Below are 14109 nucleotides of genomic sequence, written 5' to 3'. Positions count from 1 at the left end.
CTCAGGGAATCAGCCAACCGTGGACCTTCGAGCGGTTCGCCTTCTTCCAGACGGAGGCGAACTTCTTCTCGGCGGCTTCGGCGGCGGCCTCCTCGGCCTCGAGGAACTCGCGGAGTGCGTCGTCGCGCCCGGGGATGTCCTCGATCGCCCAGATCATGACCGCGGAGTCGTTGAGGTCTCCGAGGGCCGACTGGATCGACCTGGCGGCATCGCTGAGACGCTCGGCGTCCTTGTCGAAGACCTCGCGCAGCGACTCGGCCGCGTAGCGGGTGCGCTTGGCCTTCTTGCGCACCTCGTGGAGCTGCTCGCGCCGGCGACCGGCGCCGGCGGCGCGGTCGGCCCTGTCGACAGCGGCTTCCAGCCGCCTCCAGCCGCGGCGAAGGCGCTTGCGGAGCGCCTTCTTGCCCGGAGGACTCCCTGACCAGGGCAGGCCAGCCGGTGCGGCGAGGCGGGCGATCAGCGCACGGTAGCGCTCCCCGTCGAGCTCGGGCAGCAACCGAGCGCGCCCCACGGTCTGCTGCTCGGCGAGCACGGCCCGGAGCGCGTCGATACCGGACGGACCCGGACCGTGCTCGGCCGCCCACCGGCGGAGCCGCTTACGGAGCACCTCTGCGTCGCGTACGTCTCCGAGGAGGTCGGCGAGCCACTTCAGCTCCGCCCGGAGCGACTCCGTCCAGTCCGCGTCGAGGTAGGGGCGGTAGGTCGCCAGGACGCTGCGCAGCCTGCGTACGGTCACACGCATCTGGTGGACCGAGTCATCCTCGTCGCGCAGCACGAGCCGGCCCCAGCGGTGGAGCGCGGCAACCTGGTCGCGCCACCACTCGCCGACCGGCTCGTGTGGATGACTCATCCCTACGAATTTACCGTGCCGCGGCTTCCGCGTCACGCGTGGTCCGTGCGGCTCCCTCCGGCTCGACCTCGCCCTTCTCGCGGTGCGGGATCACGGTCAGGAGGAGCCCCACGCCGGCCCAGCAGGCCAGGACGAGCAGCGGCGTAGCGGTTCCGGCGCCGTCGAAGAAGGAGAAGCCGCGCAGCGCCGATCCGGCTGCGCCGGGAGGCATCAGCTGGCCGAGCCATCCGAACGGAACCATCTCCGGCGCGGAGGTGATCCCAGAGATCGGGTTTCCGACCAGCAGGATGAGCAGCGCTACGATGCCGACTCCGGCCGGGCCGATGAGGTGGCGCAGGCCGATGATCGGGAGCGCGACGGCCAGGATGCCCAGCGCGACGACCCCGGCGTTGGCGAGGTAGCTGCCTTCCAGAGCGCCGAGCCAGCCCTGGACGACGCCGGTCATCACCAGCCCGCCACCGATGGCGATCAGGAAGGCGGCCGCGACCCGGTCTCGGGTGCGGCTCAGGACCAGCGAGGTGATGGCACCGGCCATGATGCCGCCGATCACCAACGGCAGTGCGGACGCGCCGAAGACGATGCCGCGTGGGTCGTCCTTCGCGCTCGGTACGACGTCGGTGACCGTGGGCTGGACACCGGTCTCGGCTCCCAAGGCGGTCGCCATCTGGGTGAGCTGCTGGGCGACGTTGGCGCTGGCAGCAGAGGCGACCAGGACCTCTTGACCTTCAGGACCGGCGAGGATCGCACCGTACGCCTCCCGGTTCTCGATCGACTCGACCGCGGCTTCGCGGTCCGCGACCGCAGTGACCTCGAAGGCGTCCTCCCCCGCGGTGGTGGCGAGCTGGGTCTCGATCTGGGTGACGACGGCTTCGGGGCCGGCGACGACCAGCGGTAGCGATCTGGGCTCCATCTCGCTGGCGGGCCAGGCGAACGCGGAGATGAGCAAGGTGAGCAGGGTGACCAGACCGAGGCTGATCCCGATCACGGCTTTCACTGACGTGGACATGGCGGGTTCCTTACAAAACGAATGTTCATTCTCTTTGGACAGAACTGTCCTCCTCCTGCGCCGATTTATCAAGAACGAGCATTCGTTTTCTTTTCGGGTACGCTTCGTCCCATGCCCAAGGTCAGTGACGAGCACCGCACCGAGAAGCGCCAGCAGATCATCGCGGCGACGCTGCGCTGCGTGGAGCGCGACGGCTTCCACAAGACGACGATGGCCGCCGTGGTCGAAGAGTCCGGTCTCTCCGCCGGCTCGGTCTACACCTACTTCCGCGGGAAGCACGAGATCATTCACGCGATCGCCTCGTCGGGGGTGACCGGCATCAGGGACGCGATCAACAGGCTCGTCCCCGAGGCCGGATCGGGCCAGACCCTCCCCCCGCCCGAACGGGCGCTCGAAGCAGCCACCCAGCATCTCTTGGACCTCTCCGAGCAGCTCGGGATCAACCTGCCTCGCATCGCCCTGCAGACCTGGGCCGAAGCCGCCCGCGACCCCGAGTTCCTCGCGCTGATGGCCCCCGAGGCGCGCGGCATCCGTGCTGCGTGGCGCAGCTATGCCGAGGCCGCCATCGACGCGGGGCAGTTCCGCGAGGGCGCCGATCCCGAGAAGATCGCGATGGTGCTCACCGGCCTGCTTCCCGGCTTCATCCTGCAGTCGGTCGTGATCGGCGACGTGACCCCGCAGGCGTATGCGGCAGGGCTTACCGACCTGATCAACTAGAGGGTCGCCGGAGTTCATCCGGCGCTCATGTGGCCTCGCTTCCCTGGATGGACCAGCCATTCTCCGGGAGGGTCCATGCGCCTGCCAGTCCCCCATCTGACCGCCGCCGCCATCATCTCCACAGCCTTCGCCCTGGTCACCTCGATCACGCCAGTCGCCGCTGCTCCGGCCGCCGCGCAGCCGGCGAGCGCCACCGGCGGCGCCAACGCCAGCCCGTACGACATAGTCGTCACCGACCAGGCGAGCGACCGGATCATCGTCCTGGACGCCAACGACGTCGACTGGACCAGCGGCGCCGAGAGGTGGGCCTGGAAGCCCACCGCCGCCGAGGGCTTCGGCGACCTCACCGACAACTGGGGTCTGCCCGACGAGGCCAAGCTGCGCCACCGTGACGGGCGCCGCTACCTGCTGACCACCGACTCCTACGGCCTCGCCGCCGTGGTCCCCTACCCGACCGGCCGCGGATCTTACTGGGCCGCCGACGTCGGTCGGGCCGACAACGCCCACAGCATCGAGCTGCTGCCGAGCGGCAACGTCGCGGTCACGGCGAGCACGGGCGGCTGGGTACGGATCTACACCGCCTCACAGGGACGGCGCTCCGCCGCGTACACCCAGCTTCCGCTGGCTGGAGCCCACGGCGCCGTCTGGGATCCGACCACCCGGTTGCTGTGGACACTCGGCGACCACGAGCTGGTGGGGTTGAGCATCGGCGGCACCCGGGCCGAGCCGACCATCACCCGCGCGGTGACTCATCCGTTGCCGACGGCTTGGGGCCACGATCTCCAGCTGGTCCCTCACCGTCCCGACCGGCTCTGGGTCACCACCGGATCCCGCGTCTACCAGGTCGACAAGGCCACCGGGACCTTCCACGACGACTATCCCGGCGCGGAGACGATCGACGTCGCGGGGGTCAAGTCGGTCACCACCAACCCGGCCACCGGGCAGGTCATCACGACCAAGACCGAGCCCGGCAACCCCTGCACCTGGTGCACCTCGACGGTGCGGATGCATCGTCCGACCGACTCGCGCACGCTTCCGGGCGGGCAGATCTACAAGGCCCGCTGGTGGGTGGACTACGCCCGCGGGGCCCAGCGGGCGACCCAGTAACGCACCCCGTACGGGTCGGCGTCGTAGTCGATCGCCACCGTGTCGACCCCGCGCAGCAGGTCGGCCGACACCGCGATCGGGTCGACGTCGGCCCACAGTTCGGCGGCCAGCGCGCGGTCCAGCCCGCCGAGCGCGTCGGCGTCGGGCGTCGCCAGCGACCTGCCGAGCATCTCGTCGAACTCGGCGGCCCGCGGGTCCAGGTGGCCAGGCGCCTTCTCGCTGCGACGAGCAGAGCCGTTGCCGACGATGAGGTACGCCGCCTCTGCCCCGCTCACCGGAGCCGAACCCACCGCGGCCAGCAGCGCGGAGGCCACCCGGGTGCCCTGCGCGCCGGCGACCACGCGCACCTCCTCGCCCAGCCACGCCACCGCGGCCAGGCAGGCGGCGCGAAGCTCCTCGACGGGGTCGTCCAGCGAGGCGTACTCCGGCAGCAGCGCCAGACATCCCGGAACCAGCGCCACCCGTGTCACTGCAACCCCCTGATCGCTCGCTTCGGGCGTCGCCGGCCGGCGATCGTCCAGACCATGTCGACGGTCTGCCGGGTCTCCGGCACCTGATGAACCCGGTAGATGCGGGCACCGGCCAGCGCGCAGACCGAGGTCGCGGCCAGGGTGCCGAGGAGGCGCTCTCCGACCGGCTGGTCGAGGGTCTCCCCGACGAAGTCCTTGTTGGACAGGGAAACCAGCACCGGCCACCCGGTCTCGACCATCTCCCCGAGCCGGCGGGTGATCTCGAGAGAGTGGAAGGTGTTCTTGCCGAAGTCGTGGGCCGGGTCGATCACGATCGAGTCCTTCGCGACGCCGGCGTCCAGCGCACGCTGGGCGTAGCCGAGGGTCGAGTCGATCGCGTCGCGGACCACGTCGTCGTACTCGATCCGGTAGGGCCGGGTCCGCGGCGTCACGCCGCCGGTGTGGGTGCAGACGATGGCAGCGCCGTGGGCCGCGGCGACGTCGACGAGCTCCGGGTCGGCGCCGCCCCAGGCATCGTTGATCAGGTCAGCGCCCGCCGCGCACACCGCGTCGCCGACCTCGGCACGCCAGGTGTCCACCGAGATGACCAACTCCGGAAACTCCTCGCGCACCCGGGCGACGAAGTCGACCACCCGGGCCTTCTCCTCCGCGGCGTCGATCTCGGCCCCCGGCGCCGCCTTGATGCCGCCGATGTCGACGATCTCCGCGCCCTGGGAGGCGACCAGGCGTACGCGTTCGAAGGCCGCGTCCTCGGCCCAGGTCGCTCCCTTGTCGAAGAACGAGTCCGGGGTGCGGTTGACGATCGCCATCATCAGCGCTTCGTCATCACCGAATTCGTGTCGTCCGAGGCGCAGCATCAGGCGACCATACCGCCTGAACCATCGCGCAGCGGCGGCCGCTCCAGCAGGCTCACGGACCGGTCCAGCACCTTGGTCGAGCCGTCGTTCGGGATGTACTGCCGCATCTCGACGTCATCACCCGCCGGACCGGTGCCGAGCCGACGCGACATCATGCCCAGGATCTGCGTCGCCATCAGGCCGAGGTCGAAGAGATCCTGGTGACTGTGGTCGCGCCGACCGAGGTCGACCTGGGCGATCGCGTCCATCCCGCGGGTGTCCAGGGTGTCGATGAGGGCCGCGAGCTCGACCCCGTAGCCGACGGGGACCCGCAGCTTCTCGAACAGCGAGCGCCGGATCGACCACTCCCCCGCCAGCGGCTGGATCAGGTCGCGCAGCGGCCGGCGATGCAGGGCCAGCAGCGGGCGGGCGACGAGCTCGGTGACCCGGCCGCCGTCGAGGCCGTGCTCGCCGGGGCGCCGGTAGAACCCCTTGACCAGCTCGATCGTCGGATTGTTGACAAGCGGGCCGACCAGGCCGCGTACGAAGTGGGTGTCCCAGTCGGTCAGGTCGGCGTCCATGAAGACGATGAGCTCACCGGTGGTCACGAACTGCGACTTCCACATCGCCTCGCCCTTGCCGGGGTAGGAGCCGAGGTCCGGCCGGATCGAGGCCGAGGCGTAGACCTCCGCGCCCGCGTCGGAGGCGATCCGTGCGGTGTCGTCGGAGGAGTCGGAGTCGATGACCACCAGCTCGTCGACCAGGTCGGCGGTCTCCATCAGACTGGTCCGCAGCGTGCTGACCAGGTCACCCACGGTTGCGGCCTCGTTGCGCGCCGGGACCACGAGGCTCACCCGCTGCCCCTGCTTGGCCTCGACGAGCTCCTCCAGCGACCAGTCGTCCCAGTGATGGGTGTTGCACTCCAACCAAGACATGACCAAACCCTATCGACGGAAATCCGGACATCCGACCGATACCCGGTCCATACGGCTCCCAGTCGTCTATCAGCCCGCCGTCCGGTCGCGGCCGGGATGTGCCTCCGCCCTCTACCCGACGACGAAACCGCGCCGCTTGTCGACGACGTTCAGCAGCGGTCGACCGCTCAGCCAGCGCTGGGCGTTGTCGATGAACTGGTCCGCCAGCCCCTCTCGCCAGCCCGTGTAGTCACCGGACATGTGCGCCGAGACCGCGACCCCCGGCATCGTCCACAGCGGACTCTCGGCGGGGAGCGGCTCGACCTCGAAGACGTCGAGCGAGGCGGCCGCGAGCGGGCCGTCGCCGAGCGCGGCGACGAGCGCCCCCTCGTCGATGATCGCCCCGCGCCCGACGTTGACCAGGTGACTCCCCGGCTTCATCGCCGCGAGGACCTCCTTGCTGATCAGACCCTGGGTCTCAGCTGTCAACGGGGCGGCGACGACCACATGGTCGGCCCAGCCCACGTGTGAGACCAGGTCGGCGCTCGCGACGATCTCGCCGAAGTCGGGGTCGCCGCCGCGGGCGGTGCGGCCGGCACCGCGTACGTCCATCCCGACCGCACGCAGCAACCGAGCCGTCTCGCGGCCGATCGAGCCGACGCCGACCACCAGCGTGGTCTGGGCGCTGATCAGCCGGGTCTCGCGGCGATGCCACCGGCGGGCCGCCTGGAGGTCGTGGCTGACGTGGATGCCCTTGGCCACGGCCAGGATCGAGCCGAGCACGAACTCTGCCATCGCCCGGTCGAAGATCCCGCGAGCGTTGGTGACGACCACCTCGGAGTCGACCAGCTCCGGGAAGAGCAGCTTGTCGACCCCGGCCGCGGCGACGTGGACCCACCGCAGCGAGCCGCCGCTTGGCCAGGCATCGCGGACGGCATCGGAGAAGTAGTCCCACAGCAGCAGCGCGTCGGCCCCGTCGAGCGCGTCGGCGAGACCGGCGGCATCGGTGTAGGTGAGCTCGGCGTCGGTCTCGAGCAGCTCCATCCCGCGGGGTCTGTCACCGTCGGGCGGGCAGAGAATCGTGATCACAGGGCGCCGGGACGTCTCCAAGAAATCCTCCGTCGCGCTGGGTACCTCGGCAATGGTTCGGGGCCACGGTAGGAGGCTGGTTGCGGATCGTCAACAATCCTGATGAGCCGTGCGACTCGCCGGGGTGCCCCTCCCCCTATGCCTCTCCAGAGCTCTCTTCGGGTAGCGTGCTGGCTTTACATAAATCATCCGTCACACCCTGTGCCACCTTCAGCGCTCTCTCGCCAGAGCGCAAAGACAGCGCTGACGTGGCGCAAATTGTTGACAACCCTACAGTCGACACAGTGGGTCAAACGCGGTCCCCAGCCATCAATCACACCGAATAGGTGAGAAGAAATGTCAGGAACCCCAACCATCCCCTCCAACGAGGCACAACCGGATAAGTCGAAGCTCCGAAGAGCCATCACCGGCTCAGCGGTCGGCAATGCGACAGAGTGGTTCGACTACGGCGCCTTCGCCTACGTCGCCACCGAGATCACCGCCAACTTCTTCCCCGAGCGGGGCTTCACGGGAACGGCGCTTACCTTCGCGATCTCGTTCATCCTGCGCCCGCTCGGCGGCATCTTCTGGGGCCCGCTCGGCGACCGCATCGGGCGCCAGCGCGTCCTGGCGATGACGATCATCCTGATGGCGGCCGCCACGTTCTGTGTCGGCCTGCTCCCGACGTACGACTCGATCGGCGTCTGGGCCGTGGTCCTGCTCGTGGTGCTCCGAGTGATCCAGGGCTTCTCGACCGGCGGCGAGTACGGCGGCGCAGCGACCTACATGGCCGAGTGCGCTCCCGACAAGAAGCGCGGTTTCTACGGCAGCTTCCTGGAGTTCGGCACCATCGTCGGCTTCACCGCCGCCATCGCCGTCGTGTTCACCACCGAGTCGATCATCGGCCAGGACGCCATGACAGAGTGGGGCTGGCGCATCCCGTTCCTGATCGGTGGACCGATCGGTCTCATCGGCCTCTACATCCGGACCAAGCTCGAGGAGACGCCGGTCTTCCAGGAGCTCGAGACGCACGACGCCGTCGAGAGTGGCGCCGGAGCCGCACTGAAAGAGCTCTTCGCGCTGTTCTGGAAGCCGATCCTCACGCTGATCGGCCTGGTCGCAGCGCTCAACATCGCCAACTACACCCTCCTCGCCTACATGGCGACCTACCTGCAGGAAGAAGCCGGCTTCAGCAGCACCGACGCCGACCTCCTGGTCATCTTCGGACAGGTCGCGATGCTGATCTTCCTGCCGATCGCCGGAGCGCTCTCGGACAAGGTCGGCCGCAAACCGTTGTGGGGCGGCTCCTTCATCGGTCTGATCGTGCTCTCGGTCCCGATGTTCCTGCTGATCGGTCAGGGCTTCTGGCCGGCGGTCCTCGGGTTCACGGTCCTGGGGATCGTCTACGTCGCCCAGCTGGCGACGATCTCGGCGACCTTCCCGGCGATGTTCCCCTCGCAGGTGCGCTACGGCGGGATGGCGATCGGCTACAACATCTCCACCGCCGCCTTCGGCGGCACGGCGCTGTACGTCAACAACTCCCTGATCGAAGCCACCGGTGATGTGCTGATGCCGGCCTACTACATGATCGCCGGGTCGGTGGTCGGTCTGATCGCGCTGTTCTTCGTCGTCGAGACGGCGGGCAAGTCGATCCGGGGCACCGAGATCCCGGGTACGCCGGAGTCCGAGGCGGAGCTCGCCGAGCTGGACAAGACCGTCTGACCGGCGGACACGGACAGGCGGGCCGGGCGCGTCACACGTGCCCGGCCCGCCCGAAGTCCGTCCGCTCGACCCCGACTGACACATACAATGATTGTCAACAATCGAGCTCTTTCTCGGCCGCCCATCGGAGACCACGTTGACAGTGACATCGAGCTTCGAACCCGTGCACCGGGAGTCGACGGCCTCGCTCATCGCTCGCCAGCTCCGCACGGCGATCATGAAGCGCAGCCTGCAGCCGGGGGCACAGCTGAGCGAGGCCACGCTGTCGGCTCAGTTCGGGGTCAGCCGCGGCCCCTTGCGCGAGGCGATGCAGCGGCTGGTCCAGGAGGGCCTGCTCCGCAGCGAGCCCAACCGGGGTCTCTTCGTGATCGAGCTCGACGAGGCCGACATCCGCGACGTCTATCTCGCCCGGGCAGCCGTCGAGGGGGCCGCCGCCTCGATGATCGCTCGCGCGCAGGTCCCGGCTGCGCTGCGCGAGCTCCGCGCAGCGTGCGACGCGGTGGCTGACTCCCTCGAGCTGGGTGACCCGACTGCGCTGAGCGACGCCGACCTCCACTTCCACGACGTGCTGGTGCAGTGCTCCGGCAGCCGACGCCTGGCCCGGATGCAGCAGACCCTGATCGTCGAGACGAGGATGTGCCTGACCGCCTTGGCGAACGCCTACCAGCAGCCGCTTGAGCTGGTCGAGGAGCACCGCCAGATCGTCGACGCCATCGAGGCCGGCGATGTGAAGCTGACCCGCAGACGCGTCGAGCAGCACCTGGAGGAGGCGCTACGGCGCCTCGTCCATGCCGATGACGACGACGAGGGCTACGTCTAGTTCACGCCTCGCGTCACATCGCGATCCCGACGTACTTGGTCTCGAGGTACTCCTCGATCCCAGCACGCCCGCCCTCCCGCCCCAGCCCCGAGGCCTTCACGCCGCCGAAGGGCGCGGCGGGGTTGGAGACGACGCCCTGGTTGAGCCCGACCATCCCGGACTCGAGCGCCTCGGCGACCCGGAGGCCGCGACGCAGGTCGTTGGTGAAGACGTAGTTGACCAGGCCGTACTCGGTGTCGTTGACGGCCGCGACCACCTCGTCCTCGGTGTCGAACGGCGTGAGCGGTGCGACCGGGCCGAAGATCTCCTCGCTGGCCATCTTCGCGGACGCAGGGACGCCGGTGAGCACGGTCGGCGGGTAGAAGTAACCCGGCCCGTCGGGAGCCGCGCCACCCGTCAGCACCCGTGCACCGCCGGCCACCGCGTCGTCGACGAGGGTCTGCACCTTCTCTCTGGCCTTCTCGTCGATGAGGGGCCCGACGCGTACGCCCTCCTCCACCCCGCGACCGACGGGCAGCTCGGACATCGCCTTGGCGAGCCGGTCGCCGAACTCGTCGATGACCGAGCGCTGCACGAAGATCCGGTTGGCGGCCGTGCACGCCTCCCCCGTGTTGCGCATCTTCGCCGCCATCGCGCCCGCGACCGCCTCGTCGATGTCGGCGTCCTCGAGGACGACGAAGCCGGCGTTGCCGCCGAGCTCCATGGACGTACGCAGCACCTGCTCCGCACTCTGGGCGAGCAGCTGTCGCCCGACCCCGGTGGAACCGGTGAACGAGAGCTTGCGGATGACGCCGGAACGCAGCAACGGCTCGGTGATCTCCCCCGGCCGCGTGGTCGGCAGAATGTTGACGACCCCCTCAGGCACACCGGCCTCGCGCAGGACCTCCCCCAGCGCGAGCATCGACAGCGGCGTCTGCTGCGCCGGCTTGATGATGCTCGTGCAGCCGGCCGCGATCGCCGGCCCGATCTTGCGGGTCCCCATCGCCATCGGGAAGTTCCACGGCGTGATCAGCAGCGCAGGGCCGACCGGCTGCTTCGTGATGAGGAACCGCGAGCCGCCGGCGGGCGCGGTCTGGTAGCCGCCCTCGATCCGCACCGCCTCCTCGGCGAAGTGACGGAAGAACTCAGCGGCGTACGCGATCTCGCCTCGCGCTTCGGCCAGCGGCTTGCCCATCTCGAGCGTCATCAGCAGCGCGAGGTCCTCGATCCGCTCGTGCAGGAGGTCGAAGGCGGCCACGAGCATGTCCGCCCGGGCCCGCGGCGCGGTGGCGGCGAACTCTTTCTGCGCGCCGGCCGCGGCGTCGAGCGCACGGCGGCCGTCCTCGGGGGTCGCGTCGGCAACCGCGCACAGCACCTCCCCGGTCGAGGGGTCGAAGACGTCGAAGGTCGCACCGTTGCCGGCCTCGACCCACTGACCGGCGACGAGGAGCCCCTTCGGCACGTCCGCGACGACTCGTGCCTCGTTCGGTTCTGAATCCATGCCGCATCAGCCTCCCGGTCAGCGCCCGGCCGTCGGCTGACAGCCGGCCAACGCTGGCCTACAGTAGTAGCCGGTCGGATTGTCGACAATCAACCAGGAGCCTCCCCGATGACCCACGACCTCGAGCGGCTGCTCCGTTGGGAGCATGCGGGTGCCACCTGGGAGGCGATCTGGCCACGCGCCGACGAGGTGACCATCGTGCTGTGCACCTGCGACAGCGGCGAGGAGGTCGACCGCTACACCTCGGCAGCCGCCGACCTCCTCGAACACGTGCGAGGCCAGAGCGGCGCCGAGCCGCGATAACCGGTTGCCGCGGGCGTACGCGCTCTCGAATGATGGGCGGATGACCCCGACTGAGGTGTGGCCGTTCTTCGGCCTGGTGATCCGGACCCCGCGCCTGGAGCTGCGGCTCCCCTCCGACGACGAGCTCGTACGTCTGGCCCACGTCGCTGCGGACGGCGTGCACGATCCGGGAGACCGTCCCTTTCTGACTCCGTGGGCCGAGCGGCCGCCTCTGGAGCGGGCCCGCCACGTGCTACGTAGCGCCTGGGCGAGCCGGGGCGGGTGGAAGCCGGGCGACTGGAGCCTCGGCCTGACCATCTTCCTCGACACCGAGCCCATCGGGATCGTGTGGGTCTCGGCGACCGAGTTCGCCGAACGCCGCGAGGTGAGCACCGCCTCCTGGCTCGGACTACCCCACCACCGCCGTGGCTACGGCACCGAGGCCCGCCTCGGCGCTCTGACCCTCGCCTTCGACCACCTCGGCGCCGCCTACGCCACCTCCGAGGCATTCCCCGACAACGCCGCCTCCGTCGGGGTCTCCACCAAGCTCGGCTACGAGCCGGACGGCATCTCCCGTGACGTACGCGACGGTGAGGTGGTCGTCTCCCACCGCCTCCGGCTCGGCCGGGAACGGTGGGAGCTCAACGACCGCAGCGAGATCGAGGTCAGCGGTCTGGAGCCGTGCCTGCCCCTGTTCGGCGCCGCGTAGGAGCACGAGGCCGGCCACGCACAGGACGAGGAACAACGTGGCGTTGAGAAACAGATTGCGGCCGAAATCGCGGGCCCGGATGTGAGCCGAGACGGCGCTGTGACGACTACCTGCTCAGCAGTCCCGCGATCGCGCCGAGCCCTGCGTCACGGACCGCCACCGCCGGGCCGTTGTCGATCTGACCGAGCGCCCCGACCAGCCGGGACGCCCGCACCAGCCGAGAGGTCGCCGGCCGCCGAGTCCGGTCGTACGCCACCAGCGCACTCTCGACACGAGCATGCCCGGCGAGCTGCGCGGCCAGGACGGCAGCGTCCTCGATCGCGGCACACGCACCCTGGCCGAGGTTGGGGGTCGTCGCATGCGCGGCATCGCCGAGGAGCACGACCCGCCCGTGGTCGAACCGCTTCAACGGCAGCCGCAGGTCACAGATGTCACCGCGGAGGACGGCGCTCGGCGGCGTCGCCGCCAACAGCTGCGGGATCGGGTCGTGCCAGTCGCCGACGAGCGCGATGACGTCGGCGTGATGGTCCCCGCCGGTCTCCCCCTCCGGTCGGTTGGCGGTGACGAACCAATAGGTCCGGCCATCCACCAGCGGGACATAGCCGACCCGCACCCCGGTCCCCCAGGTCTCCCCGCCCGTGGTCGAGGCCTCACCCGGCACCGGCTCCGCGGTGACGCCGCGGTAGGCGGTGTAGCCGGCATAACGTACGTCCTCGCGCTGGTGCAGCTCGTTCCTGATCGTGCTGCGGATCCCGTCGGCGGCGACCACCACATCGGCCGGGCCGCGGGGATCGACGCGGTCGAGATCGTCGAGATCGCTCAGACCGGTGACGGTCACCCCGGTGCGTACCTCCACCCCATCGCGCGTCTCCAGCTCGGCCACCAGCGCCTCGTGCAGCCGGGCCCGATGCACCATCACCGGGGTCCGCTCGGCGGCGTCGGCACCCACCTTCGCCAGCCAGCGTCCGTCGGGCCGCCGCAGCCCCGCCTGGATCGCCGGCCGGGTCCCGTCCACGAGGCGATCCGCGACCCCGAGGTCGGCCAGGATCTTCCAGGCCTGTGGCCAGATCGAGAGACCGGCCCCCACCTCGCCCAGCTCCGGCGTACGCTCCAGCACGGTCACCTGCCACCCCACCCGGGACAGCGCGAGCGCCGCGGTGAGTCCTCCGATCCCCGCACCGACCACCAGAGCACGACGACCCGCTGAGCTGTTCACGCCCTTGAACCTAGCGAACCCGACCTCTGAGTACTCGCACTCATGCATCCGCGCCCGCGATCGGGGAGTCTGGAGACATGAAGCTCTTCGTACGCCTCGCCGCGCTCCTCGGCGGCAGCCTCCTGTTCTCGATCGTGGTGACCAGGCTCTTCCCGACCGAGGACGCAGACATCGGCGCAGGCCTGATCTTCTTCGCCCTGCTGCTCACCGTCTCGGGGCTCTGGGGCCTGTGGGACGGCTACCACGCGAGTCGCCTGCCCGTCGTCTTCGTGCGCTGGGCGGTGATCGCCGTCGTGGTCGGACTCAGCGGCCCGGTTCGGATCTGGGTCGAGGAAGGTCGCGACCTCGACGTGCTGTGGAGCGATCTGGTGAACCTGACACCGTTGATCGCCGGCCTCGTCCTCGTCCCGGCGGCAGTGGGGATCGGCATCGGCCACTCCCTCAACAGCGGCCGGAGGATTGAGCGGACGCCGCACCACACGTCCCTCTAGGCTCTCTCCCAGCAGTCGACCCAGAGGAGCCCAGATGACCACCTTCCGTGAGGCGATCGAGGCCAAGGACATGGACGCCGTGGAGGCGATGCTCGCCGACGACGTCGTGTTCACCAGCCCGGTCGCGTTCAAGCCGTACCCCGGCCGGGCGATCACCGCCGCGATCCTGCGCGCCGTGGTGAAGGTGTTCGAGGACTTCACCTACGTCCGCGAGATCCACGACGACGCCCACCACGCCTACGAGTTCACCGCCACGGTCGACGGCCTCGAGCTCAACGGCTGCGACTTCGTCACCTACGACGAGGACGGCCGGATCGTCGACTTCAAGGTGATGGTCCGCCCGCTGCGTGCCGCCGAGGCCCTCGCCGCCCGGATGGGCGCGCAGTTCGAGGAGATCAAGGCGGCCGCCGCAGCGGGCTGA

16 protein-coding genes are annotated in these 14109 nt (G+C 69.7%); 8 read left to right on the top strand and 8 right to left on the bottom strand.

All coding sequences use genetic code 11. From position 1 onward, the window contains the following. Position 1 precedes the first annotated feature (1 nt). Positions 2-850, bottom strand: coding sequence for a CHAD domain-containing protein (locus IEY84_RS05285; protein ID WP_183544874.1), 849 nt, complete (start codon positions 848-850; stop codon positions 2-4). Between the two features lie 10 nt (positions 851-860). Beyond that, entirely contained in the window at positions 861-1856 is a 996-nt protein-coding gene (locus IEY84_RS05280) for a hypothetical protein (protein ID WP_183544876.1), read from the bottom strand. A gap of 111 nt (positions 1857-1967) precedes the next feature. On the opposite strand from IEY84_RS05280, the gene IEY84_RS05275 reads away from it, so the two are divergent. Both IEY84_RS05275 and IEY84_RS05270 read left to right on the top strand, forming a co-directional pair. Beyond that, positions 1968-2573, top strand: coding sequence for a TetR/AcrR family transcriptional regulator (locus tag IEY84_RS05275; protein ID WP_183544878.1), 606 nt, complete (start codon positions 1968-1970; stop codon positions 2571-2573). Between the two features lie 75 nt (positions 2574-2648). After that, on the top strand, positions 2649-3680 hold the full coding sequence (locus tag IEY84_RS05270; RefSeq protein WP_183544880.1) for a DUF6528 family protein: 1032 nt from the start codon (positions 2649-2651) through the stop codon (positions 3678-3680). Here the strand turns inward: IEY84_RS05270 and IEY84_RS05265 are convergent. From IEY84_RS05265 to IEY84_RS05250, 4 genes are all read right to left on the bottom strand, one after another. Further along, positions 3647-4150, bottom strand: coding sequence for a class III extradiol ring-cleavage dioxygenase family protein (locus IEY84_RS05265; protein ID WP_183544882.1), 504 nt, complete (start codon positions 4148-4150; stop codon positions 3647-3649). The genes IEY84_RS05270 and IEY84_RS05265 overlap by 34 nt on opposite strands. Further along, positions 4147-5007 (bottom strand): dihydropteroate synthase, encoded by an 861-nt coding sequence (gene folP / locus IEY84_RS05260; protein ID WP_183544884.1) that lies wholly within the window; start codon positions 5005-5007, stop codon positions 4147-4149. The genes IEY84_RS05265 and folP overlap by 4 nt, the downstream gene beginning before the upstream one ends. Then, on the bottom strand, positions 5007-5921 hold the full coding sequence (locus IEY84_RS05255; RefSeq protein ID WP_229788365.1) for a glucosyl-3-phosphoglycerate synthase: 915 nt from the start codon (positions 5919-5921) through the stop codon (positions 5007-5009). Before IEY84_RS05255 ends, folP begins: the two co-directional genes overlap by 1 nt. Before the next feature lie 111 nt (positions 5922-6032). Next, positions 6033-6944, bottom strand: coding sequence for a D-2-hydroxyacid dehydrogenase (locus IEY84_RS05250; RefSeq protein WP_183544886.1), 912 nt, complete (start codon positions 6942-6944; stop codon positions 6033-6035). A gap of 381 nt (positions 6945-7325) precedes the next feature. On the opposite strand from IEY84_RS05250, the gene IEY84_RS05245 reads away from it, so the two are divergent. After that, a complete protein-coding gene (locus IEY84_RS05245) occupies positions 7326-8690 on the top strand; it encodes an MFS transporter (RefSeq protein WP_183544888.1) in 1365 nt (454 codons plus the stop codon). Positions 8691-8832: 142 nt separating this feature from the next. Continuing rightward, positions 8833-9510, top strand: coding sequence for a GntR family transcriptional regulator (locus IEY84_RS05240; protein ID WP_229788396.1), 678 nt, complete (start codon positions 8833-8835; stop codon positions 9508-9510). 13 nt (positions 9511-9523) lie between these two features. On the opposite strand, the gene IEY84_RS05235 is transcribed toward IEY84_RS05240, so the two are convergent. Continuing rightward, positions 9524-10990, bottom strand: a complete 1467-nt coding sequence (locus tag IEY84_RS05235; RefSeq protein ID WP_183544890.1) for an NAD-dependent succinate-semialdehyde dehydrogenase — start codon at positions 10988-10990, stop codon at positions 9524-9526. A gap of 108 nt (positions 10991-11098) precedes the next feature. On the opposite strand from IEY84_RS05235, the gene IEY84_RS05230 reads away from it, so the two are divergent. Together IEY84_RS05230 and IEY84_RS05225 are read left to right on the top strand one after the other, a co-directional pair. Then, the gene (locus IEY84_RS05230) at positions 11099-11293 is read left to right on the top strand and encodes a hypothetical protein (protein ID WP_183544892.1); all 195 of its coding nucleotides are present in this window, start codon (positions 11099-11101) and stop codon (positions 11291-11293) included. A 40-nt stretch (positions 11294-11333) separates the two neighbouring features. Next, the gene (locus tag IEY84_RS05225; protein ID WP_183544894.1) at positions 11334-11981 is read left to right on the top strand and encodes a GNAT family N-acetyltransferase; all 648 of its coding nucleotides are present in this window, start codon (positions 11334-11336) and stop codon (positions 11979-11981) included. 106 nt (positions 11982-12087) lie between these two features. Here IEY84_RS05225 and IEY84_RS05220 read toward each other — a convergent pair whose 3' ends face one another. Continuing rightward, the gene (locus tag IEY84_RS05220) at positions 12088-13197 is read right to left on the bottom strand and encodes an FAD-dependent oxidoreductase (protein ID WP_229788364.1); all 1110 of its coding nucleotides are present in this window, start codon (positions 13195-13197) and stop codon (positions 12088-12090) included. A 77-nt stretch (positions 13198-13274) separates the two neighbouring features. Between IEY84_RS05220 and IEY84_RS05215 the strand changes: the two genes are divergently transcribed. Then, entirely contained in the window at positions 13275-13688 is a 414-nt protein-coding gene (locus IEY84_RS05215) for a hypothetical protein (protein ID WP_183544898.1), read from the top strand. 34 nt (positions 13689-13722) lie between these two features. Beyond that, entirely contained in the window at positions 13723-14109 is a 387-nt protein-coding gene (locus IEY84_RS05210) for a nuclear transport factor 2 family protein (protein ID WP_183544900.1), read from the top strand.

The sequence above is a fragment of the Nocardioides albus genome (assembly GCF_014648255.1).
Lineage (GTDB): Bacteria > Actinomycetota > Actinomycetes > Propionibacteriales > Nocardioidaceae > Nocardioides > Nocardioides albus.
Note: the sequence above shows the minus strand (reverse complement) of the source record. Positions and strands in the feature narration are given on the sequence as shown.

What these genes read in the sequence shown, in the direction of transcription:
- IEY84_RS05225 (WP_183544894.1), top strand. Translation starts at nt 11,334, where the DNA reads ATGACCCCGACTGAGGTGTGGCCGTTCTTCGGCCTGGTGATCCGGACC.
- IEY84_RS05255 (WP_229788365.1), bottom strand. Translation starts at nt 5,921, where the DNA reads ATGTCTTGGTTGGAGTGCAACACCCATCACTGGGACGACTGGTCGCTG.
- IEY84_RS05210 (WP_183544900.1), top strand. Translation starts at nt 13,723, where the DNA reads ATGACCACCTTCCGTGAGGCGATCGAGGCCAAGGACATGGACGCCGTG.
- IEY84_RS05215 (WP_183544898.1), top strand. Translation starts at nt 13,275, where the DNA reads ATGAAGCTCTTCGTACGCCTCGCCGCGCTCCTCGGCGGCAGCCTCCTG.
- IEY84_RS05285 (WP_183544874.1), bottom strand. Translation starts at nt 850, where the DNA reads ATGAGTCATCCACACGAGCCGGTCGGCGAGTGGTGGCGCGACCAGGTT.
- IEY84_RS05275 (WP_183544878.1), top strand. Translation starts at nt 1,968, where the DNA reads ATGCCCAAGGTCAGTGACGAGCACCGCACCGAGAAGCGCCAGCAGATC.
- IEY84_RS05250 (WP_183544886.1), bottom strand. Translation starts at nt 6,944, where the DNA reads ATGGAGCTGCTCGAGACCGACGCCGAGCTCACCTACACCGATGCCGCC.
- IEY84_RS05280 (WP_183544876.1), bottom strand. Translation starts at nt 1,856, where the DNA reads ATGTCCACGTCAGTGAAAGCCGTGATCGGGATCAGCCTCGGTCTGGTC.
- IEY84_RS05235 (WP_183544890.1), bottom strand. Translation starts at nt 10,990, where the DNA reads ATGGATTCAGAACCGAACGAGGCACGAGTCGTCGCGGACGTGCCGAAG.
- IEY84_RS05245 (WP_183544888.1), top strand. Translation starts at nt 7,326, where the DNA reads ATGTCAGGAACCCCAACCATCCCCTCCAACGAGGCACAACCGGATAAG.
- folP (WP_183544884.1), bottom strand. Translation starts at nt 5,007, where the DNA reads ATGCTGCGCCTCGGACGACACGAATTCGGTGATGACGAAGCGCTGATG.
- IEY84_RS05230 (WP_183544892.1), top strand. Translation starts at nt 11,099, where the DNA reads ATGACCCACGACCTCGAGCGGCTGCTCCGTTGGGAGCATGCGGGTGCC.
- IEY84_RS05270 (WP_183544880.1), top strand. Translation starts at nt 2,649, where the DNA reads ATGCGCCTGCCAGTCCCCCATCTGACCGCCGCCGCCATCATCTCCACA.